This window comes from Streptosporangium subroseum (assembly GCF_900188345.1).
GTDB classification, from domain to species: domain Bacteria; phylum Actinomycetota; class Actinomycetes; order Streptosporangiales; family Streptosporangiaceae; genus Streptosporangium; species Streptosporangium subroseum.
In genome coordinates, this window is record NZ_FZOD01000063.1 from 1 (window position 1) to 25,282 (window position 25,282).

General features: G+C 69.8%; 23 protein-coding genes. 13 read left to right on the forward strand and 10 right to left on the reverse strand.

Features of this window, described 5'->3' with window-relative positions:
* Together CHC08_RS38210 and CHC08_RS38215 are read left to right on the forward strand one after the other, a co-directional pair.
* The coding region (locus tag CHC08_RS38210) for a YceI family protein (protein WP_143653515.1) at positions 1-789 on the forward strand (789 nt) is incomplete at its 5' end.
* A gap of 141 nt (positions 790-930) precedes the next feature.
* Entirely contained in the window at positions 931-1,398 is a 468-nt protein-coding gene (locus CHC08_RS38215) for a MarR family winged helix-turn-helix transcriptional regulator (RefSeq protein WP_245878819.1), read from the forward strand.
* A gap of 4 nt (positions 1,399-1,402) precedes the next feature.
* On the opposite strand, the gene CHC08_RS38220 is transcribed toward CHC08_RS38215, so the two are convergent.
* Together CHC08_RS38220 and CHC08_RS38225 are read right to left on the reverse strand one after the other, a co-directional pair.
* Positions 1,403-2,683, reverse strand: a complete 1,281-nt coding sequence (locus CHC08_RS38220) for an MFS transporter (RefSeq protein WP_179282450.1) — start codon at positions 2,681-2,683, stop codon at positions 1,403-1,405.
* Between the two features lie 35 nt (positions 2,684-2,718).
* Complete coding sequence (locus CHC08_RS38225; RefSeq protein ID WP_089212273.1) at positions 2,719-3,303, reverse strand: winged helix-turn-helix domain-containing protein; 585 nt, start codon at positions 3,301-3,303, stop codon at positions 2,719-2,721.
* A 253-nt stretch (positions 3,304-3,556) separates the two neighbouring features.
* Between CHC08_RS38225 and CHC08_RS50950 the strand changes: the two genes are divergently transcribed.
* From CHC08_RS50950 to CHC08_RS38245, 4 genes are all read left to right on the forward strand, one after another.
* The gene (locus tag CHC08_RS50950) at positions 3,557-5,239 is read left to right on the forward strand and encodes a serine/threonine-protein kinase (protein WP_218825689.1); all 1,683 of its coding nucleotides are present in this window, start codon (positions 3,557-3,559) and stop codon (positions 5,237-5,239) included.
* A gap of 3 nt (positions 5,240-5,242) precedes the next feature.
* On the forward strand, positions 5,243-8,053 hold the full coding sequence (locus tag CHC08_RS38235; RefSeq protein WP_089212274.1) for an AfsR/SARP family transcriptional regulator: 2,811 nt from the start codon (positions 5,243-5,245) through the stop codon (positions 8,051-8,053).
* Between the two features lie 98 nt (positions 8,054-8,151).
* A complete protein-coding gene (locus tag CHC08_RS38240) occupies positions 8,152-8,745 on the forward strand; it encodes a hypothetical protein (protein ID WP_245878820.1) in 594 nt (197 codons plus the stop codon).
* The gene (locus tag CHC08_RS38245; RefSeq protein WP_089212275.1) at positions 8,729-9,310 is read left to right on the forward strand and encodes an OmpA family protein; all 582 of its coding nucleotides are present in this window, start codon (positions 8,729-8,731) and stop codon (positions 9,308-9,310) included. The genes CHC08_RS38240 and CHC08_RS38245 overlap by 17 nt, the downstream gene beginning before the upstream one ends.
* A 151-nt stretch (positions 9,311-9,461) precedes the next feature.
* Here CHC08_RS38245 and CHC08_RS50030 read toward each other — a convergent pair whose 3' ends face one another.
* Complete coding sequence (locus CHC08_RS50030) at positions 9,462-10,193, reverse strand: hypothetical protein (RefSeq protein ID WP_179282451.1); 732 nt, start codon at positions 10,191-10,193, stop codon at positions 9,462-9,464.
* A 624-nt stretch (positions 10,194-10,817) separates the two neighbouring features.
* The gene (locus CHC08_RS38255; protein WP_089212276.1) at positions 10,818-11,780 is read right to left on the reverse strand and encodes a helix-turn-helix transcriptional regulator; all 963 of its coding nucleotides are present in this window, start codon (positions 11,778-11,780) and stop codon (positions 10,818-10,820) included.
* Between the two features lie 39 nt (positions 11,781-11,819).
* Between CHC08_RS38255 and CHC08_RS38260 the strand changes: the two genes are divergently transcribed.
* The 3 genes from CHC08_RS38260 (at position 11,820) to CHC08_RS38270 (ending at position 13,803) form a co-directional block, all read left to right on the forward strand.
* The gene (locus CHC08_RS38260) at positions 11,820-12,299 is read left to right on the forward strand and encodes a hypothetical protein (protein WP_089212277.1); all 480 of its coding nucleotides are present in this window, start codon (positions 11,820-11,822) and stop codon (positions 12,297-12,299) included.
* Complete coding sequence (locus tag CHC08_RS38265; protein ID WP_089212278.1) at positions 12,296-12,745, forward strand: hypothetical protein; 450 nt, start codon at positions 12,296-12,298, stop codon at positions 12,743-12,745. Before CHC08_RS38260 ends, CHC08_RS38265 begins: the two co-directional genes overlap by 4 nt.
* 368 nt (positions 12,746-13,113) lie before the next feature.
* Positions 13,114-13,803 (forward strand): SDR family oxidoreductase, encoded by a 690-nt coding sequence (locus tag CHC08_RS38270; protein WP_089212279.1) that lies wholly within the window; start codon positions 13,114-13,116, stop codon positions 13,801-13,803.
* A 110-nt stretch (positions 13,804-13,913) separates the two neighbouring features.
* On the opposite strand, the gene CHC08_RS38275 is transcribed toward CHC08_RS38270, so the two are convergent.
* The 3 genes from CHC08_RS38275 to CHC08_RS38285 all read right to left on the reverse strand — a co-directional run bounded on the left by CHC08_RS38275 (position 13,914) and on the right by CHC08_RS38285 (position 17,238).
* The gene (locus CHC08_RS38275; protein WP_089212280.1) at positions 13,914-15,266 is read right to left on the reverse strand and encodes a carbohydrate-binding domain-containing protein; all 1,353 of its coding nucleotides are present in this window, start codon (positions 15,264-15,266) and stop codon (positions 13,914-13,916) included.
* A 171-nt stretch (positions 15,267-15,437) separates the two neighbouring features.
* Positions 15,438-16,085, reverse strand: a complete 648-nt coding sequence (locus CHC08_RS38280) for a response regulator (RefSeq protein ID WP_245878821.1) — start codon at positions 16,083-16,085, stop codon at positions 15,438-15,440.
* Between the two features lie 4 nt (positions 16,086-16,089).
* A complete protein-coding gene (locus CHC08_RS38285) occupies positions 16,090-17,238 on the reverse strand; it encodes a sensor histidine kinase (RefSeq protein WP_089212282.1) in 1,149 nt (382 codons plus the stop codon).
* Between the two features lie 159 nt (positions 17,239-17,397).
* On the opposite strand from CHC08_RS38285, the gene CHC08_RS38290 reads away from it, so the two are divergent.
* The 4 genes from CHC08_RS38290 (at position 17,398) to CHC08_RS38305 (ending at position 22,354) form a co-directional block, all read left to right on the forward strand.
* Complete coding sequence (locus tag CHC08_RS38290; RefSeq protein WP_089212283.1) at positions 17,398-18,111, forward strand: ABC transporter ATP-binding protein; 714 nt, start codon at positions 17,398-17,400, stop codon at positions 18,109-18,111.
* Positions 18,108-18,983: a hypothetical protein gene (locus CHC08_RS38295; protein ID WP_089212284.1), complete on the forward strand. Its 876-nt coding sequence runs from the start codon at positions 18,108-18,110 to the stop codon at positions 18,981-18,983. Before CHC08_RS38290 ends, CHC08_RS38295 begins: the two co-directional genes overlap by 4 nt.
* Before the next feature lie 212 nt (positions 18,984-19,195).
* Positions 19,196-20,221, forward strand: coding sequence for a LacI family DNA-binding transcriptional regulator (locus tag CHC08_RS38300; RefSeq protein ID WP_089212285.1), 1,026 nt, complete (start codon positions 19,196-19,198; stop codon positions 20,219-20,221).
* A 228-nt stretch (positions 20,222-20,449) separates the two neighbouring features.
* Positions 20,450-22,354 (forward strand): ricin-type beta-trefoil lectin domain protein, encoded by a 1,905-nt coding sequence (locus CHC08_RS38305; protein WP_179282452.1) that lies wholly within the window; start codon positions 20,450-20,452, stop codon positions 22,352-22,354.
* A 156-nt stretch (positions 22,355-22,510) separates the two neighbouring features.
* On the opposite strand, the gene CHC08_RS38310 is transcribed toward CHC08_RS38305, so the two are convergent.
* From CHC08_RS38310 to CHC08_RS38320, 3 genes are all read right to left on the reverse strand, one after another.
* Positions 22,511-23,467: an SPFH domain-containing protein gene (locus CHC08_RS38310; RefSeq protein ID WP_245878822.1), complete on the reverse strand. Its 957-nt coding sequence runs from the start codon at positions 23,465-23,467 to the stop codon at positions 22,511-22,513.
* A gap of 178 nt (positions 23,468-23,645) precedes the next feature.
* Positions 23,646-24,392, reverse strand: a complete 747-nt coding sequence (locus tag CHC08_RS38315) for an SDR family NAD(P)-dependent oxidoreductase (protein ID WP_218825690.1) — start codon at positions 24,390-24,392, stop codon at positions 23,646-23,648.
* Positions 24,393-24,449: 57 nt separating this feature from the next.
* Entirely contained in the window at positions 24,450-25,265 is an 816-nt protein-coding gene (locus CHC08_RS38320) for a VOC family protein (protein WP_089212289.1), read from the reverse strand.
* Positions 25,266-25,282: the final 17 nt, after the last annotated feature.

Below are 25,282 nucleotides of genomic sequence, written 5' to 3' on the forward strand. Positions count from 1 at the left end.
AAAGACGGCTGGGCGGTACAGCACGCGATCATCACCGTGACCGACGGGTACGGCAACCAGGTCGTGCGGGCCGAGGCGGACGCCGAGGGCGCGGTGATGACCGCTCCGCTGGCGCCCGGCGTCTACACCGTCGTCGTCACCGCGGTCGGCTACTCACCCATCGCCTCGACGGCGATCGCGACCACGTCCGGCACCGCCGAGCTGGGCGTCCTCGTGCTCGCCCGGCAGGGCGGTGTGGAACTGCCGCCGCCCGGCGTGTGGACCATCGATCCCGCTCATTCGAAGGTGGCCGCGACCGCGCAGCACCTCGGGCTGTCCAGCGTGCAGGGAAGGTTCACCGGGTTCTCCGGCCGGATCGACGTCGGCGCGACCGCCGAGACGTCCAGCGTCGCGGCCGAGATCAACGCGGCGTCGATCACCACGGGCAACGGCACGCGCGACGACCACCTGCGCTCGGCCGACTTCCTCGGCGTCGAGTCGCATCCGACGATCTCCTACCGGAGCATCGGGCTGTCCGTCACAGGTCCGGACCGGTGGAAGCTGTACGGTGTCCTGACGATGAGCGGCATCACCCGATCGGTCGATCTCGACCTCACCTACCTCGGCACGAGCCCCGACCCGTGGGGTGGCCTGCGTGCCGCGTTCCGCGCCGTCACCGAGCTGCGCCGCGAGGATTTCGCGATGAACTACAACCAGGTGGTGCAGGCCGGGATCTCGCTGATCGGGGCAACCTTGAAGGTCGAGCTGGACATCCAGGCGATCCAGGGGGAACTCGCGCCGGAGGCCTGATCGTTTCCACTGTGTGGAGGACGACCGGCTCCGCCGAGTGGCCCGGCCGGCTCCCGGCCGAGTGGCCCGACCATCAACACCCCAAACCGACCGGTGATCGCCGGTACCCGAAAACGAAGGGAGAGGATCATGATGACCGAGGTGGAAACGGCAGCAATCCCCGCCGACGAGCACGAAGCCTACTGTGCGCTCGAGCAACAGCTCGGCGTCCTCTTCCGGCGTTCGCGTGCGCTGTCCGCGCAGGTGGGGCGTACGGTGCACCCCGAGCTGGAGCCCGGCGCCTACGGGATCCTGGGGCGCATCGTGGAGGCGGCGCCGGCGCGTTCCAGCGACCTGGCCGCCTACTTCGGTGTCGGCAAGGCGACCGTCAGCCGCCAGCTGAAGGTGCTGGAGGAGCTGGGGCTGATCGGGCGCGAGCCCGATCCCCTGGACGGCCGCGCCCACCTCCTGAATCTGACCGAGGAGGGACGCCAGCGGTTCGACCGCGCACGGGTGGCACGCCAGGACCGCTTCTACGCCCTGCTCGCCACCTGGCCGGAGGAGGACGTGCGGTCGCTGGCCCAGATGCTGGCCCGCTTCAACGCCCTCACCGAGACGATAGCGACGTGAGATCTCAGAGCTTGGAGGGCTCCAGCGCTTCATGATCTGCCTCGTGGCCGGGCTCTTCCCCAGGCTGCGGCGCAGGCCCGCCGGTCTGTTCCCGCGAGAGCTCATCGGCTCCCGGAACGGGACGCCGGATGAAGAGGTAACCGGCCGCGAGCATCCCGACAACGGTGATGACCAGCAGCAACAGCCGGTAGTCCAGGACGGCGATCAGGCCGGCCCCCACCGCCATGGAAGCCGTCTGCGGCACCGTGACGCTCAGTTCGAACGCCGCGAAGCTCCGTCCGAGGAGCTCGACCGGAGTGGCGCGCTGGATGGCGACCGACACGCCGACGACCATCCAGGGGACGGTGACACCCAGCAGGAACATGCCCGCCACCACAACCGCGTCGTACGGCGTCGTCAACATCGCGCTGCACACCGCGCAGGCGACCAGGCCCCAGGCGACCAGAAGGCTCTCCCCCGTCCTGCGCATCACGCCGCTCGCCGTGGCGCCTCCGACCACGGTCCCGACGCCCATCGCCGAGCCCAGCACACCGACATATGACGGCTCATGGCCCAGGCCCACGGTGACGACCACGAACCCGATGGACTCGTAGAACCCGATCGCCAGCATGGCCAGGCCACAGGTCAGCACAAGCTGCCGAAGCATGCGGGTCTTCGCGATGTAACGGATCCCGGAGCCGACCTCGGCCACCCAGTGCTGCTCGGACGGCTGCGGGGCGGGCTCGTCCACCTTTATCGCCAGCAGTATGGCCGCCGCCACCAGAAACGTGACGATGTCGATCGCCACGAGAACGTTGGCCCCGTGCCAGGCGTAGAGCCCGGCGCCCGCCATCGGGGCGACGATCCTCAGCAGTCCGCGAATCGTCTGCAGTGCCCCGTTCGCGTCGCCCAGTAACTCCTCGGGAACCAGCCTGGGCAGGAGAGCCGCCTGGGCGGGCCCGCTGAGGCTGCCCGACACGCCGTAGGCGAACATCACCAGGTAGACCACCCAGATCCGGTCCTGCTCGGTGACCAGGATGAGCGGCAGCAGCAGTACGGGAGTCAGCAGGTTGACGGCGATCAGCAGCGGACGCCGTCGTACCCGGTCCACGATCAGGCCCGACACCGGGAGGAACAGGCTTCCCAGGGCGAACGCGAACATGACCAGGCCGGCCGAGCTCGCGCTGCGGGTGAGCTCCTGGACCGCGATGGCGAGCGCCAGCCACAACGCGGAACTACCGAAGTTGGAAAAGGTGTCCGCGAGCAGAAACAACCTGACCTGCCGCTGGGCCAACAGCTTCAACATCACCGTGCTCCTCTGTCGATCTCTGTCGAGCCTGGTTACGAGTGACGTTCCTTGAGTTCCGCGCTCAGCTCTCCCGCGTCCTCGCCCGCCGTCGGTGTGGCGCTCAGAAAAATGCGCACCAGCCGGGCGTCGTCCGGCCAGGACTCGGGATGGGTGAGGCGCTCGGTATAGGGCCGGAGCACTGCGAGGAGTTGCTCGGCGATCAGGTTCAGTTCTTCGACATCCACCGGCAGGGTCATCCCTCCGAGGAACGAGGCCCGGCGCCAGTCTTCGGGTTCGTCGGAATTGGACTCGGCCCATCGTGTGATCCGGTCGGCCTCACGCTCGACGAAGACCCGCTCCAACTCGTCGCCGGCCACCCCGCCCTCCACCGAGGACCAGCTCTGCTCGATGGAGGTGAGCTGCCACGGGCGCTCGCGCCGGTCCTTTCCGCTCAGCTGCTCGACGAAGCCGTACTTGGACAGCTGGCGAAGGTGGAAGGAGCAGCTGGCCTGGCTGACCTTGAGATGCCGCGCACAGGTGGCGGCGGTGGCCGGGCCTATCACCGCCAGCAGTTCCAGCAGATCCAGCCGCAAAGGATGGGTGAGAGCCCGAAGGGCCCTGGGGTCGGTGACGCGCATATTCCAAAGATGTCTTTGGAATATAAAAATGTCAAGGATGTCTTTGGAATGTGTGCCTCACGACCCCGGAGGCCCGCAATCCCGGAGACGCGGATCACTCTCGCCCGCCGGCAGAGCCGCCGGCCTTCGTTCGACCCGGCGACCTGCATGGCAGCCCTCTTCCGGCGGCGTCGACGTACCGGCCCCGGCGATAAGCCGCATGAGATTGAGGCTTTTGTCCGCGAAATAAGCGTTCAACCGTAAGGTGACTTCGATGAACGTGATCGGCGGATACGTGCTCAGGCGGGAGCTGGGCCGGGGCGGCATGGGTGTGGTCCACCTCGCCACCACCCCGGCCGGCGGCCTGGCCGCGGTGAAGGTGATCCATCCGCAACTGGCCGGCGATCCGGCCTTCCGGCGGCGCTTCGACCGCGAGGTCGCCGCGGCGCGCAGCGTGGCCAGGTTCTGCACCGCTCCCGTGCTCGACGCCGGGATCGAGGGAGGCGTCGCCTACCTCGTCACCGAGTACGTGAAGGGGCCCGATCTGGCGCAGGCCGTACGCGATCAGGGGCCGCTGACCGGCGCCGACCTGGAGGCGCTCGCGGTCGGGATCGCCACGGCGCTCCACGCCATCCACGGGGCAGGGGTGATCCACCGCGACCTCAAGCCGTCGAACGTGCTGCTGTCGCCGCTCGGCCCGCGCGTGATCGACTTCGGCATCGCGCAGCTCGTCGACAGTCAGAGCCTGGCCAGCCAGTCGATTCTGGGCACGCCGGCGTTCATGGCGCCCGAGCAGGTGCGCGCCGAACCGCTGACGCCCGCGACCGACGTCTACGCGTGGGGCGGGGTGATCGCGTTCGCCGGCACGGGACGGTTGCCGTTCGGCGGCGGCTCGCCGTCCGAGGTCCTCTACCGGATCGTCAACGAGGGGCCGAACCTCGACGGTCTCGACGAGACCATGCGCGCCGTCGTCGAACGGGCCATGGCCAAGGATCCCTCGCGGCGGCCGAGCGCCCAGCGGTTGCTGGACGAACTGGTCGGCGGTAGGCCGACCCTGGCGACGGCCACCCAGGTCGTCGAACACACCCTGGCCGTCGCCCGTGCGCCGGGCGCGCTCAGGTGGGCTGACACGCCCGAGCCACCGGCCGTACCCAAAGGGCTGAGCACACCCGAGACACCGGCCATGCCCGAACGGCCGGATACGCCCGGACCATCGGCCATGCCCGAACGGCCGGATACGCCCGAGCCATCGGCCATGCCCGAGCCATCGGCCATGCCCGAGCCATCGGCCATGCCCGGGACGCGGCCCGCGGGGACCCGGCGGCGGTGGCCGTGGATCGCCGGCGCCGCCGCGCTCGTGACGGCGTCGGCGGCTGGGTGGGCCGCCTACGCCCTCTTCCGCGCGCCGGCGCTGCCCTACCACGCGGACTTCTCCCGATCCTGGGCGATCGGCACGTCCGCCGGCGGCAGAACCGAGCAGGACGGCGGGGCCTACCTGCTGACCGCGAACCCCGGCTGGCGGCTGTGGAAGTCGGCTCCCCTGTCGGTCGAGCCCGCCCAGGACATCGTGATCAGCTCCGACATGCGGCTGGAGCGGGGCTCGGGGGAAGTCGGCGTGTGGTGCCACGGCGACGAGGACACCGGCGACCGCTACGAGTTCGCGGTCACCGGCACGGGAAAGGCCTCGATCACCAAGCGGCACGGCGGTCAGGGCACCGTCCTGTACGGGCCCGTGCAGGTGAAGAGGTCGGCCGACAGCCGCGTCGTCGCCCAGTGCGCACAGCGGGGCGAGCGGGTCGCCCTGAGCATGTGGCTCAACGACGGCCTGGTGAGCGAGGCCGTCGACACGCGGAGCCCCTACGCTCCGGGGTCCGTCGGCGTCTACGCGGCGCCGGACACGGCCAAGCCCCTCCGGGTCAGGTTCCGCTCGTTCGACGTCCGCCCGGCGGAGGGCTGAGCGGTGCGGTTCGACGTGCTGGGACCGTTGCGGGTCCTTGAGGGCGAGCACGACCTGACGCCCGGTCCCGCCAAGCACCGCACGTTGCTGGCCGCCCTGCTGCTGCGACCGGGACGGCCGCTGACCGTCGACCGGCTGATCGCCGAGGTGTGGGGCGAGGAGCCGCCCGCATCGGCCGAGGCGGTGCTCCGGGTATACGTGAGCGCGCTGCGCAAGGTGGTGGACGGGATCCGCACCGTGCCAGGCGGCTATCTCCTCGACGTCGATCCCGACCAGGTGGACGCGTACAGGTTCGAGCGCCTGGTGGCCGCGGGCCGGCGGACCAGGGACGCCGGCAGGACCGCCGAGGCGGCCGACGACCTGCGTGCCGCCCTGGCACTCTGGCGAGGGCCCGCGCTGGCCGGCATCGACTCGGGCGAGCTGCGGCGGGCGCATGCCGTACCGCTGGAGGAGCTGCGGCTGACCGCGCTTGAGGAGCGCGTCGCGCTGGATCTGGCGCTCGGCCGTGGCGGGGAGGTGGCCGGGGAGCTGCGCGCGCTCGTGGCGGCCCACCCGTTGCGGGAGCGGGCATGGGGGCAGCTCATGCTGGCGCTCGACCAGGTGGGACGCCGGTCGGAGGCGCTGGGCGCCTACCGGGAGGTGCGGCGGCTGCTGGTCGACGAGCTCGGCCTCGAACCGGGGGCCGAGCTGCGGGAGGCGCATGAGCGCGTGCTGTCGGGAGGAGCGCCCTCGCGGACCGTGCCGAACGAGACGCCGCCCGACATCGTCGACTTCACCGGACGCGAGCGCGTGCTGGACTGGATCCGCCGGTCCGTGCCCCCCGCGGGGACCCCTCCCGTCCACCTGGTGCTGCACGGTCCGGCGGGATCGGGCAAGTCCGCGGTGGCGATCCACGCGGCCACCGCGCTCGACTTCCCCGACGGACGGCTTTACGCCTCGCTGAGGGCCAGGACGCCGGGCGCGATGCTGGAGGACCTGCTGCGCTCGCTCGGGTGCCCGGAGGGAGCCGTACTCGCCGACCTGGACGAACGGATCCGCCTCTACCGCAGCATGGTGAGCGGGCGGCGGCTGCTGGTGGTGCTGGACGACGCGGCGGACGAGGCCCAGGTCCGCCCGCTGCTGCCCACCGGGCCCGGCTGCCTGACGCTGGTGACCAGCCGCTCGCCGCTGTCCGGGCTGGAGGCCGCGCGCGCCTGCGAGATCGGCGTGTTCGATCCCGGAGAGTCCGTGGCGATGCTGGCCAGGGTGGCGGGTGAGCGGCGCGTCCGGGCCGAGCCGCAGGCGGCCGCGCGGATCGCGATGCTGTGCGGCGGGCTGCCGCTGGCGCTCAGGATCGCGGGGTCCAGACTGGCGCGGCGACCGAGCTGGACGCTGGAGCACCTGGCGGGACGCCTGGAGGACGAGCGCGTCCGTCTCGACGAGCTCAGCGCGGGAGATCTGACCGTGCGGAGCAGCCTGGCGCTCGGCTACCGCGCGCTCTCGGACCCCGAACGCCTGCTGCTGCGCCGCCTCGGCGCGCTGTCCGCGCCCGACTTCGCCCCGTGGGCGGCCGCCGCCGTCCTCGGCGCACCCGCCGACCGGCTGCTGGAGTCACTGGCCGAGGCGGGCCTGCTGCAGGCGCGCGGGCTCGACGCGACCGGCCAGGAGAGGTATGGCTGGCACGACCTGACCAGGCTCTACGCCGCCGAGCGCCTGGCCGATGAGGAGGGTCCGCCCGCCCGGGCGCTCGCCGCCGCCGCCCGGGAGATTCTCGACCGCACCCGCCGGGCCAGGGCGCTGCTCCTGCCCGCCGAGCCCGGCTCGGGCCAGACCCTGGTTCGTACGGCGGAGCAGGCCATCGCCCTGGAGACCACGCAGCTGAGGGAGTCGGCCCGCCGGCTGGCCGTCGAACGGGGGTTCCTGGTCGCGACCGTCGCCGACTTCCAGCGGACCGGCCTGGACGAGGCGGCCTGGCGGCTGGCCTTCTACCTGACACCCTTCTTCGAGCTCGGCGCGCACCGCGAGGACTGGCGCCAGACCGTGGATCTCGGCCTGCGGTCCGCGCGGCGCATGGGCCACCGCCACGGTGAGGTGCTGCTGCTGCGGTCCCTGGCCGATCTGCACCGCGCGGAGGGACGTCTCACGGAGGCGGCCGAAGCCCTCCACCGGGCGCTTCCGCTGGCGGAGGCGGGCGAGGTGGCCCGCATCCGGCACCGCCTCGGCCTGGTCCACCTCGCCCAGGGGCGGTTGTCGGAAGCGGGGGCCTGCTTCGTGGCCTGCCTGGCCGCGTTCTCGGCGGCGGGCGACCAGCGGGGCAGGGCCGACGCGCTGCGCGCCCTCGGCGGGTTGCGGCGCGCCGAAGACCTGCTCGTCAGGAGTCTGGAGGCCTACCGCGAGTTGGGCGATCCGCGCGGCGAGGCGGCCGTCTCGTTCGACCTCGCCGGGCTCCATGTGGACCAGCGGCGGCCTTCCGAGGCGCGTCAGCGGGCCGAACGCGGCCTCGGCCTGGTCAGGCGGCTGGGAGATCGACTGCCCGAGGCCGCGGGGCTGGTGGTCCTGGCCAGGGTGGCCCTGGCGGAGGGCCGGCCCGACGTCGCCCGCGGGGCCGCCGAGGAGGCGCTCGGGACGTTCCGCGAGTACGCGGACCGCGGGGGCGCCGCGCAGGCGTCGCTGACCCTGGCCGCGGCCTTCCTCGACCTTGATGAGGTGGATGGGGCGGTTGATGCCGTGACACGTGCTGTGGGAGAGTTCAACGCTCTCGGCGACCGGCGAGGTCTCGCCAGGGCCGAAGAGCTCGCCAACGAGGCGCGGCGGCGGCGTGGCCTGCGCATATAGCGCACTATGCGGATCCTGAAGGTGACTCGCCTACGGTCGTGCTCGATTCGATCCACGAGAGGCAGAGGTGGGACGGGATGCGAAGAGGGATCACGCCCGTGACGGCGGTCGTACTGGTGGCCGTGCTGACAGGCTGCGGGATTCTGCCGGACCGGCAGGGCGGCGGCGGTGAGGAGAGGCAGGCCGCCTCCCAGTCGCAGGCTGTCTCCCCGCCGCAGGCGGTCCCTCAGCCGCAGACGGAGGAGCCGGCCGCCATGGTCAAGGTAACCGCCGCGGCCGAAGAGCTCGGGGCGATCGCCAGCCGCAAGGTCTCGCACGGGGGCAGCAACCTGCGCGTCGACATCACCGGCCTCAGGCGGCAGGGAAAGATCGCCACGCTGACCTGGACCGTCGCCAACCTCGACGAGCGCACCGACACCTGGTACCTGGGCTCCCGCCTGAGCAGCGCAGGCCTGGATATCACCGTCTCGGGTGTCTCGTTGATCGACCCGGTCAACGGCAGGCGCTACCGCGTCGCCCGCAACGGCACCGACGAGGACGCCAAGTGCGTGTGCAGCAATGGCAGCGAGACCATCAAGGGCGGCAGCTCGCTTGAGCTGTACGCGGTCTACGGAGCGCCGCCCGCCGATGTCACGAAGGTCAACGTCGAGTTCCCCAACCTGGGGGTGTTCACCGATGTCCCGATCTCCTGAGCGGACCGCGGCGATCCTGGTCACGGTCGCCCTGATGGTCGGGTCCGGCCAGACCGCCCGGGCCGATCCCACATCCCCGCCCGGCACCGCCCCGGTCGACGCGGCCTTCACCGTCGAGGATCTGGTGTTCCCCGTCGAGGACATCGTCCCCGAGACCGAGTCCATGGACGGCACGGAGAGCGAGTCCAAGAGGGGCGAGGAGATCACCGTGGGGCTCACCAGCGACGTGCTGTTCGCGCTGGACAGGGCCGTGCTGACGCCGCAGGCACGGCAGCGGCTGCAGCGGGTCGTCGCGAAGGTGCGGGCCGAGTCCGTGGGCGGGGCGGTCAGGATCGAGGGGCACACCGACGACCAGGGCAGCGACGCCTACAACGACGCGCTCTCCCTCAAGCGGGCGCAGGCCGTACGGCAGGCCCTCCAGGGGAAGCTGCCGGACGTGACCCTCCAGGCCAGTGGCTACGGCGAGAGACGCCCCAAGCTGCCCAACATCGTCCAGGGAAAGCCCGTGAAGGAGAACCGGGCGAGGAACCGGCGAGTCGAGATCGTCTTCAACGCCAAGCAGTGATCTCCGCCGGCTTCGGCGACGACGCGGGGAGCATCTGGGAGCGCCCGCCGTCCTGACGGAAACGACCGCGGCCGGGGGGATGCCCCGTACCGCGGTCGTCGTGAAAGCGCTCGAAGGGAACGAATTCAGAGAGGTGGAGCCGGAACGGGCGTCACTCCGGGGTCGGCCCGGAGGTCGGCGTCGTCGGGGTCTCCGTGGGCTCCGGGGTCTCTGTGGGGTCCGGAGTCTCTGTGGGGCCCGGCGTTTCCGTGGGCGGCGTCGGGAGATCTGTGGGGCCCGGCGTTTCCGTGGGCGGCGTCGGGAGATCTGTGGGGTCCGGGGTCTCCGTGGGCGGCGTCGGAAGGTCCGTGGGGATCGGGGTCTCCGGGGGCGGCGTCGGAAGGTCCGTGGGCGTCGGGACGGGCGGGGTGGGGCAGATGGCGGGAGTGCGCCACCGGGTGCCCGGCCGCCACTGCTTGGAGGACAACCAGCTGTCGCCGCGCCAGAAGCTCCTGTTGGGCCGCGACAGATCGAAGACGTAGGCGACCGTCGCCGTCTCGCCCACGGTCGTGGCGGTCACCGTCACCCAGTCGCCCTGCCTGACCTCGTTACCCCGCCGGCCGGTGAGGGTGCGGGTGGTGTCGCTGATCGCGTACACCTTCTCGAAGCCGTCCTGGCTTTTCACCGTGATCGAGTCCTGCGCCAGAACGGTCGCCTCCCCTGTCTGGGCGAACACCGTGAAGCCGCAGCCGTCCTTCGCCGGCAGGACGAGCTCGCCGTGCAGCGTGCCGGGGAACGCCAGCGGGGGGACGCGGGGTGGTACCGCCGGAGTGGTCGGAGTCGGGGTCGGGGTCGGAGTGAGCGTCGGTACGGGAGTCTCGGTGGGCGTCTCGGTCACCGTCACGCTGGGAACCGGTGTCTCCGGGTCCGTCGGGATGGGCGTCGGGGATGCCGCTGACGCCGCGGACATCCCGATACCGCCCGACGCCACCAGCACGACGGCGGTGGCGAAGACGAATGGGCGTGGGATGCGTCGGCGTGGCCCTCCCGACCCGCTCGACAACAATTCGTTCGGCTCATCAGAGTTTCCTGGCGTCACCATGTTCTCCATCGGGCTTGATGTGGAACCAACGGGGGCATTGAGGATGCGCTCCTGTCTGCCCCTCCAAGACCGAGGACCACTGCCCGGTCGCGGTCCTCCCTCGGGGGGCGCGGGGAAGAATGCCCGCTTCCAGAGGACCCATGCGAGCAACTTTGGCGATCAACTACCCGATGTAGGACCTTCCACCAGCTCACCGCCGCATTTCACGAATTCAAATTAAAAGGGATGAGATCCCCGTCAACCAGTCTCGGCCTTCGCATTAATGCGATTAAGTGCAGTAGGGAACATAATTCGCAAATCGCTCAAACTCATCGATACCGCCGGGAGTCGGCCCGGCAGCCGCCCGGGCGTGATCACCTGACGGTGACCGTTCATCGAGCCCGGCAGACGGATACGGCGCCGGTGGCCCAGGGGGTGTGGAGCGCGTCAGGCGGAGGCGTAGCGGGCCGCCAGGGCGCGGGAGGTCTCGGCGAGGCGGGCCCGCAGTTCCGGCGGCCCGAGAACCTCGACGTCCGCGCCCAGGGCGAGGAACGTCCCGTGGGCGTGGTCGAGCGACTCGATGGGGAGCACCGCGCGGATCCAGCCGTCCGGCTCGGTGGTTCCGGTGCCGGTCAGCGCCCGGGCGGCCGCTCCCCTGAGGCGGGACGCGGCTCGGGGCGAGAGGCGGACCACCGCCTCGCCCGCGTACAGGCGGGCGTGGAAGTCCGCCTGGTAGCGCCGCCAGTAGCCGGCCAGGTCGAAGTCCTCGGGAGGCTGGAACTCCTCGTCCCGTACGGCGAGTTCGAGGATCTGGTCGACCCGGTACGTGCGCGGCCCCGGGCCGGGTCCCGCGACGATGTACCAGCGGCCCGCCTTGAGCACCAGGCCGTACGGCTCCAGGCGCCGGTCGACGTCGGTCGGCTCCTTCCAGCGGCGGTAGCGGATGTCGAGCACCCGGCTGTGCCACACCGCGTCGGCGACCTGCGGCAGATGCGGGACGTCGTCGTCCTCCGCGTACCAGCCGGGCGCGTCGAGATGGAAGCGGGAGCGCATCCGGTCGGCCTGCGCGCGCAGCTCGGGCGGGAGCGCCGCACGCAGTTTGAGCTGGGCGGTCGCGAGGACCGAACCGAGCCCGAGCTCGGCGGCGGGTCCCGGGATGCCGGAGAGGAAGAGCGCCTCCGCCTCGCCGGCGTTCATCCCGGTGAGCCGGGTGCGGTAGCCGGCGAGCAACCGGTAGCCGCCGGAGTGCCCTGCGTCCCCGTAGAGCGGTATGCCCGCCGCGTGCAGCGACTCGATGTCGCGGTAGACGGTCCGCACCGACACCTCCAGCTCCTCGGCGAGCCCGGCGGCGGTCATCCGGCCCCTGGTCTGGAGCAGCAGGAGGATCGAGAGAAGACGGCTCGACTTCACTGACACAAGATGTCAGTGAAGTGGCCCTACGGTCCAGCCATGGCTTTCACGGAGAAACTGCTGCGGGTGCCGCACCCGATCGAGGTGGGCGGCCGCCGCGTCAAGCGCTATCACGTCACCGCCGACCCCGCCGGTATCGATCCCGGCGTCGAGAAGGCCGCGTACGCGATCCTGCCCGAGCTTCTGCCCGAGCCGGACGGCACACCGCCGGCCACCTTCGTGGTCCTCCACCGGGGCGGGGACGACGGGGCCTATATCAACGCGTATAGCTGGGCGTGGGACAACGTCCTGCACTTCGGCGGGGCGGCGGCGGGCCAGCCGGTGCTGGGCTGCCCGGACGGCGATCCCACGCACTTCGTCCGGCTGGACCGGTCGCTGATCGGCTGCGTCTGGGAACTGCCGCCCATCCTCCACGAACGCGACGCCTGGGTACGGCACATGCTCGCGCCCGACTCCCCCGACCTCGACGCCTACCTCGCCGACTCGCTCCCCGAGGGCACCACAGGAGACCGCTCATGAACGACTTCGACTTCCTCACCGGCACCTGGAACGTCGCCAACCGGTGGCGTACGGACTTCCTCGACGAAACGAGCGAATGGGAGGAGTTCCCCGCCGTCAGCCGCGCCTCCCGGCACTTCGAAGGCGGAGCGAACTTCGACGAGATCGAGTTCCCCACCAAGGGCTTCACCGGGCTCACCCTGCGGCTGTACGACACCGAGCGCGAGCAGTGGTCCCTGTACTGGTCCAGCAGTCGCACCGGCAAACTGTTCCCGCCGGTCATCGGCCGCTTCACCGGTGGCCGGGGCGAGTTCTACGGGGACGACACCCACGCGGGCAAGGAGGTCCGGGTGCGCTTCGTCTGGTCGGGCGCCACGGAGGATTCCGCCCGCTGGGAACAGGCCTTCTCAACCGACGAGGGAGAGACCTGGACAACCAACTGGATCATGGATCTCACCCGTAGCTGATCCTGCGCGCGGCGGGCGACCGGGACGCGGGACGGCGGGGCCGGGGGGACCTGACCGGCCCCGCCGCCGGGGTGCCCGGCGACCGCCGTTCCGGCCGGCGAGTCGCAGCGTGACGGCCGCCTCAACGCCGGAAGGGGGCCGGGTGTTGCGGTCTTAATATTCGGAGTCGCGTTCGGCAAAATGCCAGTTTTCCCGACGTTGAACCGTCCCTGTCCCACGTTGTAGATGTTGTGACCGGGAGTAGGCCGAAACCCCGTCCCTCCTGGCGACCCATCCTGCCGAGCCCGTATGGAGAACCGGCGATCAGGCCGGCGGAGCGCCCGTATCGCGTTCGGTGCCGCTCCTGACTCCAGTGCGGGAGGAACAGCATGAAGATCGAGAACTCTGTGGCGGTGGTGACCGGCGGCAACCGCGGGCTCGGCCGGCACTTCGTCACGCAGTTGATCGAACGCGGCGCGAAGGTGTACGCCGCCGCGCGCAACCCCGAGGCGGTCGACGTGCCCGGCGCGATACCGCTGCGGCTGGACATCACCAGGCCGGAATCGGTGGCGAAGGCCGCTCAGGTCGCGACCGACGTGACCCTGCTGATCAACAACGCGGGCATTTCCACCCACTCATCGCTGATCGACGGCGACTTCGACCAGATCCGCCTCGAGATGGAGACCCACTACTTCGGCTCCCTCGGCGTGACGCGTGCGTTCGCGCCGGTCATCGAGTCCAACGGCGGCGGTGCGATCCTCAACGTGCTGTCCATACTCTCGTGGGTGCACCCGCCGGACTACGGCGCCTACAGCGCCGCGAAGGCCGCGGAGTGGGCGATGACCGACGCGGTCCGGCAGCAGCTGGCCCCGCGGGGCATCCACGTCTCCAGTCTGCACGTCGGCTACATGGACACCGACATGGCCTCGTACGTCGACCCGGAGAACAAGGTCGACCCGGTCATGGTCGTCTCCACCGCCCTGGAGGGGATCACCTCCAACGTGGCGGAGATCATCGCCGACGAACGCAGCCGCATCGCCAAGCAGAACCTGGCCGCGCCCCTGACCGTCCCGGCCTGACCAAAGACGCCCTCTGTCGACCGCACCCGGCCCGCTCGATCGGGCTCCGAGCGGGCGCGGCGACCACGAGGCCCCGGCCGGGCCCCGCCGTCGCCGCGTGGTGATATCCGCTACCGCACCAGGCCGAGGCCGGCGAGCGAGCGGTCGTACTCGGTGAACGACTGGTTGTTGTACGGCCCATAGACCCAGGTGCGCAGCGAGTCGGCCTTGGTGTCGATCTCCACCAGGCGCACCGGGTTGGTGGAGTTGGAGTGGAACGTCTGCAGGAACGAGTAGATCTTGTTCCCGTGCACGCCGGTGTCCACCCGGTTGCCCGCGATGCCGACGTGTCCGGAGAAGACGAACTTGATGTTGGTGTACTGCTTGATCAAGTTGTCGAACAGGTACTGCGCGCTGTTGGCCCCGTACTCGGAGCTCTGCTCGATGTTGCCGTTCCCGTCGAGGTAGTCGTGCGTGACGACGATGACGTTGTGGTGCGGGTTGGCGGCGACGACGTTCTTCGCCCAGTTGACCACCTCGGTCCGCGGCCACAGCTCAAGGGTCATCACCAGCCACTGCACGCCGCCGGCCTCGTAGGTCGAGAAGGAGTTGTCGACCTTGCCCGCCTCGAACTGCCCCTTGACGGCGCCGTACTGCGCCGCGGTGAAGTAGCGGTTGAAAACGGTCGTGTCCCGGACGAGCTCCCGGGTGTGGGCGGGGTCACGAGCCGAGCCGCCGACACCGGTCGCCTGCGTGTCGTGGTTGCCGATCGCCAGCGAGTACGGCACCTTCGCCGTTTCGAGCGCCCGCATCGCGTTCTGGGCGATCGCGTACTGCGAGTGATCGGGGGTGTCCCAGTTGACGACGTCGCCGGAGTGCGTCACGAACCGGAGGTCCAGCGCGGACTTGTTGCTGACCAGCCAGTCGGTACGGTTCCGGAAGCGGGTGTCGCCCGCGTTCAGGACCTCCTGCTGGGTGTCGGGCATGACGGCGAAGCTGAACTTGGTGTCGACGGTGGCCGGTGTCTCCATCCGGGCATAGGCCAGATGGACGTTGCGGTCGCACGCCGCCGACTGGAAGTCGTTGATGAGCTCGATCTTGACGTTGTGCCGGCCCGCGCCGACCGCCGTGCCCACCGGGTAGGTGCCATAACTGGTGGCGCTGACGATGGTGGAGGTGCCGACGACCTTGCCGTCCACCGTCACGCGGATGGTCGGCCAGCCCTCGCAGTTGTCGCCGATCGCGCCGACCGCCACCCGCCCGGAGCCGTCAATCGTCGTGGTGGCGTAACTGGAGTTACCCCACAGCGAGGCCTGGGTGCCCGACGCGGGCACCGGAGTGCCGGTCGCCGGGCGGATCGCCCCGCCCGTCACGGTGAACTGCGAGGGGGTGTCGGCGCTTGCGACGCCGGCGAGACCCACTCCCGCCATCGCCATTCCCGCGACCACCGCGATCATCGCGGATCTGAGTCTCTTGATTCGCATCGCCAATCTCCTCCATGCACGTCACTTCCGCCGCTTGGACACTGGGATGGTAAGAAAGATCAGATACGGCAATGCAAATATCCAAAACACATTCCAGATACACGAGCTGTACTTCGGATTCCGCCCACGTGACGGGCGTTCGGCGCGGCCCTTCGACAAGCTGGGCGGCGTTCAGAGGAAATCGGCGTCGCGTACCTTCATGGCGACGTGGACCCGGTTGTCGGTCCCCAGCTTGGCGAAGATCCGGGTGATGTTCGCCTTCACGGTCGCGACGCTCATGTAGAGGCGTTCGGCGATTTCGGCGTTCGAGCTGCCCCGGGCCACCTCGATCGCGACCTCGCGCTCGCGTTCGGTGAGCCTGGCCAGCTCACGCCGTGCCTCCGGACGCCGCGGCTCGTTCCTGCCGGTGGCCGCGGCGATCACCTGGTGGGTGACACTCGGCGACAGCACCGGCTCCCCCCTCGCCACGGCGCGGACCGCCTCGATCATCTTCGGTGGCGGCGTGTCCTTCAGCAGGAAGCCGTCGGCGCCGAGTCGCAGAGCCCGCAGCACCATGTCGTCGGCGTTGAAGGTGGTGAGCATGAGGATCCGGGGCGGGTCCGGCTGGGACAGCAGCAGCTCGGTGGTGATCAGCCCGTCCTGGTTGGGCATCCGGATGTCCATCAACACGACATCGGGCCGCAGGTCACGGATCACGTCCATGGCCTTCCGCCCGTCCCCGGCCTCGCCGACGAGGTCCAGGTCGGGCTCGCCGCCGAGGATGAGGCGCAGCCCGGTCCGAACCATCGGGTCGTCGTCCACGATCACCAGTCGGGTCACGATGTCAGGCCTCCCATGGCAGCCGGGCGTCAAGGATGAAGCGTCCGTTCTGGACGGCATGGCTGAGAGTGCCGCCGGCCATCCGGGTCCGTTCGGCCAGGCCGACCAGCCCCAGTTTTCCGCCGGGACCCGCGGACGTCCCGGCCGGTGCCGGGTTGCTCACCCGAATCCGCAGGCCGTCACCCGGCCGCCCGTCGAGCTCGGCCGCCACCCGGCTGCCCGGCGCGTGCTTGCGCGCATTGGTCAGGGCCTCCTGCACGATCCGGTACGCGTGCCGCCCGGTCTGCGTCGGCAGCAGTTCCCGGTTGTCGATGGTGTCGTCCACCTCGACCTCCTGGCCGGCGGCGCGCACCTCGTCGAACAGGGCATCCACGTGGGCCAGGGTCGGCTGCGGGGCCTCCAGAGCGCCGTCGCTCCGGAGCTCGCCGAGCACGGTGCGTAGCTCGTTCAGCGACTGGTGCGCGTTCTCCTGGATCGCCAGCGCGACCTCGCGGGTCTCCTCGGCGGAGAGATCCGTCCGGTACGCCAGGCCGCCGGCGAGCATCGACAGCAGGGAGATCCGGTGAGCCAGGACATCGTGCATCTCCAGGGCGATCTTGGCCCGTTCCGCCAGCTTGGCCTGCTCGATCCGCTGCGACTGTTCGCGCTCCGCGGCCAGTGCCGCCTGTCGCTGGGAGGCGGCCAGGTCACGGCGGCCGCGAAGGTACAGGCCGAAGACGGTCAGCCCGCCGAGGAAGAGGGTTCCGCTCACCACGGAGATGACGGACACCTGGTCGCTGCCGTGCCGGACGGCGAATGCCACCGTGCACAGCCATGACACGACCGCGATCGGGATCAACTGACGCCACCGGCGATGCGTACACAAGGACACGTACGCGACGGAGGCGGGACCGGCCGCCGTACCGGAGAAAACGGTCAGCAGGGCGGTCGCCAGCGCGATCTGCCATGGCCGGCGACGCCGCCATCGCATCAGGACCAGCCCGACCACGCCGAGCCCCACGTCGACCAGTGTCGGCACAACGTCGCGTTCCTGGTTCCCTGCGGCCGCGACCAGGATGATGCCGTAGAACAGCATCGGCAGCACGGCGTACAGGTAGCGCAGCGCGATGCCCTGCAGGTCCAGGGGCGGCTGGTACTCCGTGTCGTCGGCCACGCTCACAGCCTAAAGACCACGGTACCGGAGCCCTAGCGACCTGGGTCTACATCCGGGTGGCCGCGGGTCTAGAACCGGGGCGACGGACCTGACCCTGCGCGCGGCAGCCCTCGACCTGGGTCCGATGCTCGGCGGCCTCACATCCGGTGGACTGGATCAATGATCGAATTTCACCACGTCAGCAAGGTCTACAGAGGAGTGAAGGTACTCGACGACGTGTCCTTCGCCGTCGAACCAGGAAGCGTCACCGGGTTCATCGGACCCAACGGAGCCGGAAAATCGACGGCCCTGCGTATCCTGACCGGGCTCTCCCGTGCCACCTCGGGCTCGGCCACCGTGCTGGGCGGGCCGTACGCCGAGCTGGACTGCCCGGCCTCCCAGGTCGGCACGTTGCTCGACGCCGGCGCCCAGCATCCCGGCCGTACCGGGCGGGAGATCCTGACCCTGGGCGCGATGACGCTCGGCCTGCCGAGGTCGCGGGTCGGCGAGGTCCTCGACCTGGTCGGCCTGACCGCCCGGGAGAGCCGGCGGACCTTCGGCGGCTACTCGCTCGGGATGAAGCAGCGGCTCGGCATCGGCCACGCGCTCCTCGGCCGGCCCAGGGTACTCATCCTGGACGAGCCCGCCAACGGTCTCGACCCCCAGGGCATCCGGTGGATGCGCGGGCTGCTCCGTGACCTCTCCGATTCGGGTTGCGCGGTGCTGCTCAGCTCGCACCTGCTGCACGAGGTGGAGCAGGTCGCCGACCACATCGTGATGATCGGCCGCGGCCGCGTCCTCGCCCAGGGCGCCGTCGACGAGCTCGGCCAGGGCCGGAGCCTCGAACAGACCTTCCTCGAACTGACCGCGAGCACCGATCGGAGTGCGGCATGACCGAAACCGTCACTCCCAAAACCGTCGGCATGGCCACGAGCGAAACCGTCGCTCCCGAAACCACAGGCGTGTCCACGGACGACACCGCGACGGACGACGTCGACACCATCGGCCCGAAGACCGCGGACGTCCACCGGGCACCGGCACCGATCCCGTTCCACCGGCTGCTGGCGGTCGAGACCCGCAAACTCTTCGACACGCGCAGCGGCAAGATCATGACCGGGACCCTGGTCGCCCTGACCCTCGCGTCCGTCATCGGTCGCGGCGTCGTCTCCGGTCCGCAACTGCACGCCCTGGTCGGCGCCGCCGGAATCGGCTTCGGGACCTTGCTGCCCGTGCTCGGCATCCTTACGGTGACGGGCGAATGGAGCCACCGCACCGCCCTGACCACGTTCGCGCTCGAACCCCGGCGACGGCGGGTGCTGGCGGCCAAGTGCCTGCCGCCGTTGATCACGGCCGTGTTCGCCTCCCTGTTCGCGATGCTGGTCGCGGTGCCGGTGACGGCCGTCGTCGCCGGTGTTCAGGGCGTCCCGGCCACCTGGGAGATCGACCCTCTCGCCCTGCTGGGCTGGACCGGGACGGGCGTTCTCGTGGTCGCGGAGGGGCTTGCCGTGGGCACGCTGCTCCTGAACGCACCGGTCGCGATCGTGATCTGCCTGTCGACCCCGGTCCTGTGGAGCGTCGTCAGGGGGCTCGGTACCACCGGCGAGGTCCTGGCCGAGTGGTTCGACCTGAACACCACCACCGATGCCCTGATGTCCGGCGCCATGACCGGTGGCGACGCCGCCCGGCTGGCCGTGTCGATGATCTTCTGGATCGTCATCCCGATGACGGCCGGTGTGGTGCGCACGGTCCGCAAAGAGGTGACCTGACAGACGGACCGCGTGGTGCGCAGGTCCGCAACAGACAGCCCGCATAGTGCGCACGGTCCGCGAAGAAGCGACCCGACAGACAGCCCGCGTGGTGCGCGTAATTCGTAAGGAGGTGGCCTGCCGGGGGGCGTACGCTCGTCCGCCCCGCGACTCTCGACGCATGCCGCCGGTAGTTATGCTGACCGCAGGCATACGGCTGGCAGGGGGCGCGGATGGCTAGGCCCGGGATGCGCGCGACCGTGCGCGACGTCGCGGCGGAGACGGGCCTGTCGATCGCCACCATCTCGCGGGTCCTGAACGGGCAGGCCAATGTCGCCCCGCACACCCGGGAGCTGGTGCTCCAGGCCGTCGGCCGCCTCGGAGATCAGGCGCCCCGGCCGCGCGCCGGGCAGGAGACGATGGCCGGCGGCACGATCTACGTGCGCTGCCCCTATCTGCTGACCGACTATTTCGGGCTCATCGTCTCCTCGGTCGGTGAGACCATCGAGCTGCACGGCGGGCAGATGATCCTGGGCACCGGTGAGTCGGGCCGGCACACCCCCGCGATCTCCGGTCTGCCCGACCGCTCCGACATCGCGGGTGCGATCCTGATCCTTCCCCCGGAGCCGGGCGACGAGCTCGTACGGCTCCGTGACCGGCAGTTCCCCTTCGTGGTCATCGATCCCAGGACCCCGCTGCCCAAGAACATCGTGGCGGTGTCGGCCGCGCACTTCGCGGGCGCGCGCAAGCTGATGGCGCACGTGGTCGAGCTCGGCCACCGCCGGGTCGGCATCATGGGCGGTCCCGTGGAGTGGCTGCCCAGCGAGGCCAGGCTGGCCGGATACACCGCGTCGCTGGCCGACGTCGGCGTCCTGCCGTCGGCCGAGCTGCTACGCAACGTGCTGGAGCCCAACACCGAGAACGGCTACCGCGCGGCCTGCGAGCTGCTCGATCTGCCCGAGCGGCCGACGGCGTTGGTCGCGTTCAACGACAAGATGGCGGTCGGCGCGCTGTGGGCGGCGGCCGAGCGCGGTCTGAGCGTCCCCGGCGATCTGTCGGTCGCGGGGTTCGACGACATCGACCTCAGCCGGGCGACTCTGCCGATGCTGACCACGGTGCGCCAGCCTCTGCAGGAGATGGGCCGGATGGCGGTCACGCTGCTGATAAGGCTGCTCAGCCGGCACACGCTGGAGGCGTTGCACGTCTCCCTGGGGACCGACGTGATCGTTCGCGGCTCCACGGGTCCCGTCCCCAGCTGAGCATTTGTTTCATTTGTTTCATTGTCGGTTACCTCCCAGCTCGCGCGTGAAGTGCATGGATTTGGGCCTTGACAACTAATTTCACCCTGTGTTGTCCTATGCCGTAACAGGTAAGTTTCTTATCTGTTACATTCGTTACAGTGACGGCTCCCAGGTGAGGCACGTGGCCTGATCCGAACATCCTGGGACGTCGCGGGCCCAATCGCACCCCCCGAAGGGACCCCTGCCTTGTCTCGACCTCCTCGCCGGGCGCTCACCCTCGCCCTCGCCTGCGTCGCCGCCATCTGGGCGGTGGGGCCTGTCGCCGCCACACCTGCCCTCGCCGCGGGCGAGTCCGTGAACATCTGGCTCACCACCACCTCCGACGCGGGTGGCCGAACCGTCACGCGAGGTCTCCAGCAACAGGCCCCGATCGCCTTCGGTCCCGCCGGCGGCAGCGCCAACCAGACCATCACCGTCAACGAGGGAACCACCTACCAGCAGTTCGAAGGCGGCGGAGCCTCGATCACCGACACCACCGCCTACCTGCTGCGCGGCGGCCCGATCAGCGCGGCCACCCGCGACACCGTGATGCGCAAGCTCTTCGACCCCGTCGACGGCATCGGCCTGTCGTTCGTGCGCAACCCGATCGGCGCCTCCGACCTCTCCCGTCCGGGCAACGTCTCCCTCGACGACACCTGCTGCAACCTCAACGACTTCGGCGCCAATGGTTACGACACCAACGTGCGCCTGCTCACCCAGCAGGCCAAGTCGCTCAACCCGGCTCTGCGCGTCAAGGGCGTGCCGTGGAGCGCCCCCGGCTGGATGAAGGACAACGGCCGGATGGACCAGATGGGCTGGCTCAAGGCGGAGTACTACCCCATGTACGCCCAGTACCTGGTCAAGTACGTCCAGAGCTACCAGGCCGCCGGGATCCCGGTGAACTACATCTCGGTGCAGAACGAGCCCAACTGCTGCCAGGCGGGTAACCCGACCGCGATGAGCTACCCCGGCATGAGCTGGAACTCCTCCGGGCTGGCCGAGCTCACCAAGAACCACGTCTACCCGGCCTTCCGGGCCGCCGGCATCACGACCAAGGTGCTCGTCCACGACTGGAACTACGGCGACTACGCCGGTATGGGCGCCGGCGTGCTGAACGACGCGGCCGTGCGCAACGACCCGCTGTTCGGCGGCATCGCCTGGCACGGCTACGGCGGCGACCCGGCGATCGGCACGCAGGTCCACAACCAGTATCCGGCCGTACGCCAGTTCAGCACCGAGCACTCGGGCGGCACCTGGATCGGCAACCAGCACAACGAGGATCTCTCCGACATCGTCAACTACGCCCGCAACTGGAGCGGCAGCCTCGTCAAGTGGAGCCTCGCGCTCAACCAGAGCATGGGTCCGCACAACGGCGGTTGCGACGTCTGCACCGGCCTGATCACCGTTCAGGAGGGCGGCGCCCGCGCCGGCCAGGTCGACTACACCATCGAGTACTACACGACCGGCCACCTCACGAAGTTCGTCAAGCCCGGGGCGTTCCGGATCGACTCCACCGCCAACGCCACGATCCAGAACGTCGCCTGGCGCAACTCCGACGGCACCAAGGCCCTGATCGCGCACAACCGCGGCACCTCGGCCCAGTCCGTCCGGGTCAACTGGGGCAACCAGTCCTTCGTCTACTCCATGCCCGCCCGCACCACCGCCACCTTCACCTGGGGCGGCACCCCCGGAACCGGCAACCCCGGCAACCCCGGCAACCCCGGCGGCACGGGCGGCGCCGTCACCGGTCTGGCCGGCAAGTGCATGGACGTCGCCGGCGGCAGCAGCGCCGACGGCACCGCCGTTCAGCTCTACACCTGCAACGGCACCACCGCCCAGCAGTGGACCCGCCCCGGCGACGGCACGATCCGCGTGCTCGGCAAGTGCCTGGACGTCGTCGGCAACGGCACGGCCAACGGCAGCCAGCTCCAGCTGTGGACGTGTTTCGCCGGCCCCAACCAGCAGTGGACCTACAACTCGGCGACCAGGGACCTGGTGAACCCCGCCGCGAACAAGTGCGTGGACGTCACCGGCAACACCAGCGCCGACGGCGCCCGGCTCCAGCTGTGGAGCTGCACCGGCGCCGCGAACCAGAAGTGGACGATGTCCTGACCTGAGCAAGCCACGGACGCGAACCCTCCAGACGGGGGGGTTCGCGTCCGTACTATACGGAGATCAGCGGGGCTGTCGTCAGTTCACGGACCGGGCCGTACCGGGGCTGTCCTGAGCGGCCTGGTTCTGATGTTCCGAATGCACCGGGCCGGCTGTCTATCGGCTCGGGACGACGACGGCGTCGGGGTTGCCGGGGGCGTAGACGGTGATGCCCTGGGGGAGGGACTTGAGCTTGTCGATCTCGGCGCAGGCGGGGCACTTGTCGTAACCGTTCTGCCTGGCACGGTTGGCCTCCGCCTCGGCCTTGGCCTGGTCGACCTTCGCCCGGGCCTCGGCGACGCCCGCGGCCGCCGCGAGGGAGGTGTCCACCGACCGCTGGACGTCCTGGGGCAGGGTCACCCGGACCAGGTTGAAGCGCAGGCCGGTGAGGAAGGCACCGCCGAGCATCTGCGGGAGATCGCGCTCCAGCGTGGCGTTGACCCCCGCCTGCACCTTGGCGACGTTGGCGTTGCTGCTCCTCGGCTCCAGTTCCGCCCCGCTGTCCAGCATCGCGCAGGAGGGCACCAGCTCGGCGCAGCGCAGGTCGCCGATCTGCACGCGCAGCGCGTTGTCGATCACCGGGCGGACGGCCTGGCCGAAGAAGGCCGCCCATCCCGCGTCTCCCTCCCACGCGTAGTAGGACTCGTTGTCCTGCCCGCGGAAGGTGCGGGTGCCGAAACCGTCGTCGAACCGTTTCAGGGTTTCCCGGTCGAGGTTGAGCGTGAAGTAGAGCGTCCCCTCGATGCCCAGGTTGACGCCGTCACTGCTGGGAGTCGTGACGAGGTCGACGCCGAGGGCGGTGGCGCGTTTGGGGTCGGAGGTGATGGTGTAAAAGCGCTGCTGGGCCGGATAGGGGTGAATGTCCGACCACAGTCCGGTCCAGGTGAGCCCGGACGCGGGATCGAGCACCTGCCTGACCCCGTTGTCGTCGAAGAGACCGCCGTCCCGGACGACCGCGACCTCGCCGGCCTGGGTGCTCGCGAAACCGGTGATCGCTCCGATCGCGGTGGGGATCGCAAAGCCCAGGACCGCTGCCAGCAGGATGATCGCCATGATGGTGCCGAGTCTGCGCATCGCCTGCGCTCCTTGGATGGAGGGCATCTGCGTTCACCCCGATTATCCACAATTCCCTTATAGAATTGTTCAACAATCCTTCGAAATACCTGGCGCGGAAGACACATATTTGTACGACTTTGTACGGCTTGGCAGTCCGGACCAAGGGGGCACCGCCGTCAAGCGGTGCGTGCGATGCTCACAGCTGGGTCTGGCCCCCGTTGACCTCGTACACCGATCCGGTGACGAACGACGCCTGGTCGGAGAGCAGGAAGTTCACCACGCCGGCGACCTCGTCCATCTCACCGGAGCGTCCCATGGCCGTCTTGGCCGCGATCGCGGCCCGCACCTCGGGCGGCAGGGCCTGGGCGGAGGGTGCGTCGATCGGACCCGGTGCGACGGCGTTGATCCGGATGTCGCGCTTGGCGTATTCGACCGCGGCCGAGCGGGTGAGTCCGACGATGCCGTGCTTGGAGGCCGAGTACGCGGCGCGCCCGGCGTGTGCCATCACGCCGGCGGTCGAGGCCATGTTGACGATCGCTCCGCCGCCGTGCTCGACGAAGTAGGCCAGCTCGGCCTTCATGCTGTAGAAGACGCCGGTGAGATTGACGCTGATCACCCGCAGCCAGTCCGCCGGATCGATCTCGTGGACATCGATCAGGTTCGGGGTGACGCCGGCGTTGTTGAATGCGATGTCGAGCCGCCCGTACGTCGACACGGCAAAATCCACAAGCCGCTGAGTCTCCTCGAAGACCGACACGTCGACGACAAACGGTGTGGCCTCGCCGCCGGCGGCGCCGATCTCCTTGGCGACCTGTTCGGCCGTGTCCCGGCTCCGATCGGCAACGATGATCTTGGCGCCTTCCCGGGCAAGTCGTTTGGCGCCCGACTCTCCGAGTCCCGAGCCGGCGCCGGTGACGATGCCGACCTTTCCCATGACGGACATGGTGATTTCTCCCTGGTGTATGTGCTGCGTCGTGGTACGCCGCGAACGAGTGGGTGGTCAGCCCTTGGGGGCCATGACGGTGAAAACCGCTCCGGCCGGATCGAGGAAGACGGCGATGTGGCCGACGCCGATGTCCGTGGGGGGCATGAGTTGTGTGCCGCCCGCGTTGACGGCCGTTTCGGCGGTCGCCGCGGCGTCGGCGACGGTGAAGTAGACGTCCCAGTAGGGCGGAACGTCCTTCGCCATCGCCGGCGGGCGGGGAAGAAGCCCGGAGATCGATCGACCGTCGAGCTGCCACTCCCGGCGATTCATCGGGCCCTCGGGTCCGGTCACGGTCCACCCGAACACCGACCCGTAGAAGGCCGCGGAGGAATCGACGTCGTCACTGATCAGTTCGGCCCAGGAGAACGTGCCGGGTTCGTCGACCGTCGCGGCGCCCCCGCGGTCGTCGTGGTCACCGGCCTCCCAGACCGCGAACCGGGCCCCGCTGGGGTCGGCGAAGACGATTTCCCGGCCGGCACCTGCGGCGTCTTCCGGGCCGGCACCCGGGGCGGCTTCCGGGCCGGCGCTCAAGGGGTCGCCGGATCGGGAGAGGATCGTGCCGCCCGCGGCGGTGACCTTGCTCGCGAACTCGTCGACGTCGGCCACAGCGGCGTAGGCCGTCCAGCCGGGATGGCCGGGCTCTCGGATCGGCCCGACCCCGGCTGCGGGGCGTCCCCGCAGTAGCGCCGTCCGATATCCGTTGGCTTCCGGTGACGCGTCGCCGAACTCCCAGCCGAACAGCGTGGCGTAGAACCTCGCCGCGGCATCCGGGTCGGGGGATTGGAGATCGGCCCGGCTGGGCGTTCCATGTTCGTGGTTGTCGATGTCCATGTCTGCTCCTTTGGTTG

Excerpts from the sequence above, each read along its gene's own strand:
- CHC08_RS38275 (WP_089212280.1), bottom strand. The coding sequence starts at position 15,266 with ATGCGAATCAAGAGACTCAGATCCGCGATGATCGCGGTGGTCGCGGGA.
- CHC08_RS38265 (WP_089212278.1), top strand. The coding sequence starts at position 12,296 with ATGAACGACTTCGACTTCCTCACCGGCACCTGGAACGTCGCCAACCGG.
- CHC08_RS38320 (WP_089212289.1), bottom strand. The coding sequence starts at position 25,265 with ATGGACATCGACAACCACGAACATGGAACGCCCAGCCGGGCCGATCTC.
- CHC08_RS38290 (WP_089212283.1), top strand. The coding sequence starts at position 17,398 with ATGATCGAATTTCACCACGTCAGCAAGGTCTACAGAGGAGTGAAGGTA.
- CHC08_RS38270 (WP_089212279.1), top strand. The coding sequence starts at position 13,114 with ATGAAGATCGAGAACTCTGTGGCGGTGGTGACCGGCGGCAACCGCGGG.
- CHC08_RS38220 (WP_179282450.1), bottom strand. The coding sequence starts at position 2,683 with ATGTTGAAGCTGTTGGCCCAGCGGCAGGTCAGGTTGTTTCTGCTCGCG.
- CHC08_RS38295 (WP_089212284.1), top strand. The coding sequence starts at position 18,108 with ATGACCGAAACCGTCACTCCCAAAACCGTCGGCATGGCCACGAGCGAA.
- CHC08_RS38300 (WP_089212285.1), top strand. The coding sequence starts at position 19,196 with ATGGCTAGGCCCGGGATGCGCGCGACCGTGCGCGACGTCGCGGCGGAG.
- CHC08_RS50950 (WP_218825689.1), top strand. The coding sequence starts at position 3,557 with ATGAACGTGATCGGCGGATACGTGCTCAGGCGGGAGCTGGGCCGGGGC.
- CHC08_RS38245 (WP_089212275.1), top strand. The coding sequence starts at position 8,729 with ATGTCCCGATCTCCTGAGCGGACCGCGGCGATCCTGGTCACGGTCGCC.
- CHC08_RS38315 (WP_218825690.1), bottom strand. The coding sequence starts at position 24,392 with ATGTCCGTCATGGGAAAGGTCGGCATCGTCACCGGCGCCGGCTCGGGA.
- CHC08_RS38310 (WP_245878822.1), bottom strand. The coding sequence starts at position 23,467 with ATGCGCAGACTCGGCACCATCATGGCGATCATCCTGCTGGCAGCGGTC.
- CHC08_RS38260 (WP_089212277.1), top strand. The coding sequence starts at position 11,820 with ATGGCTTTCACGGAGAAACTGCTGCGGGTGCCGCACCCGATCGAGGTG.
- CHC08_RS38225 (WP_089212273.1), bottom strand. The coding sequence starts at position 3,303 with ATGCGCGTCACCGACCCCAGGGCCCTTCGGGCTCTCACCCATCCTTTG.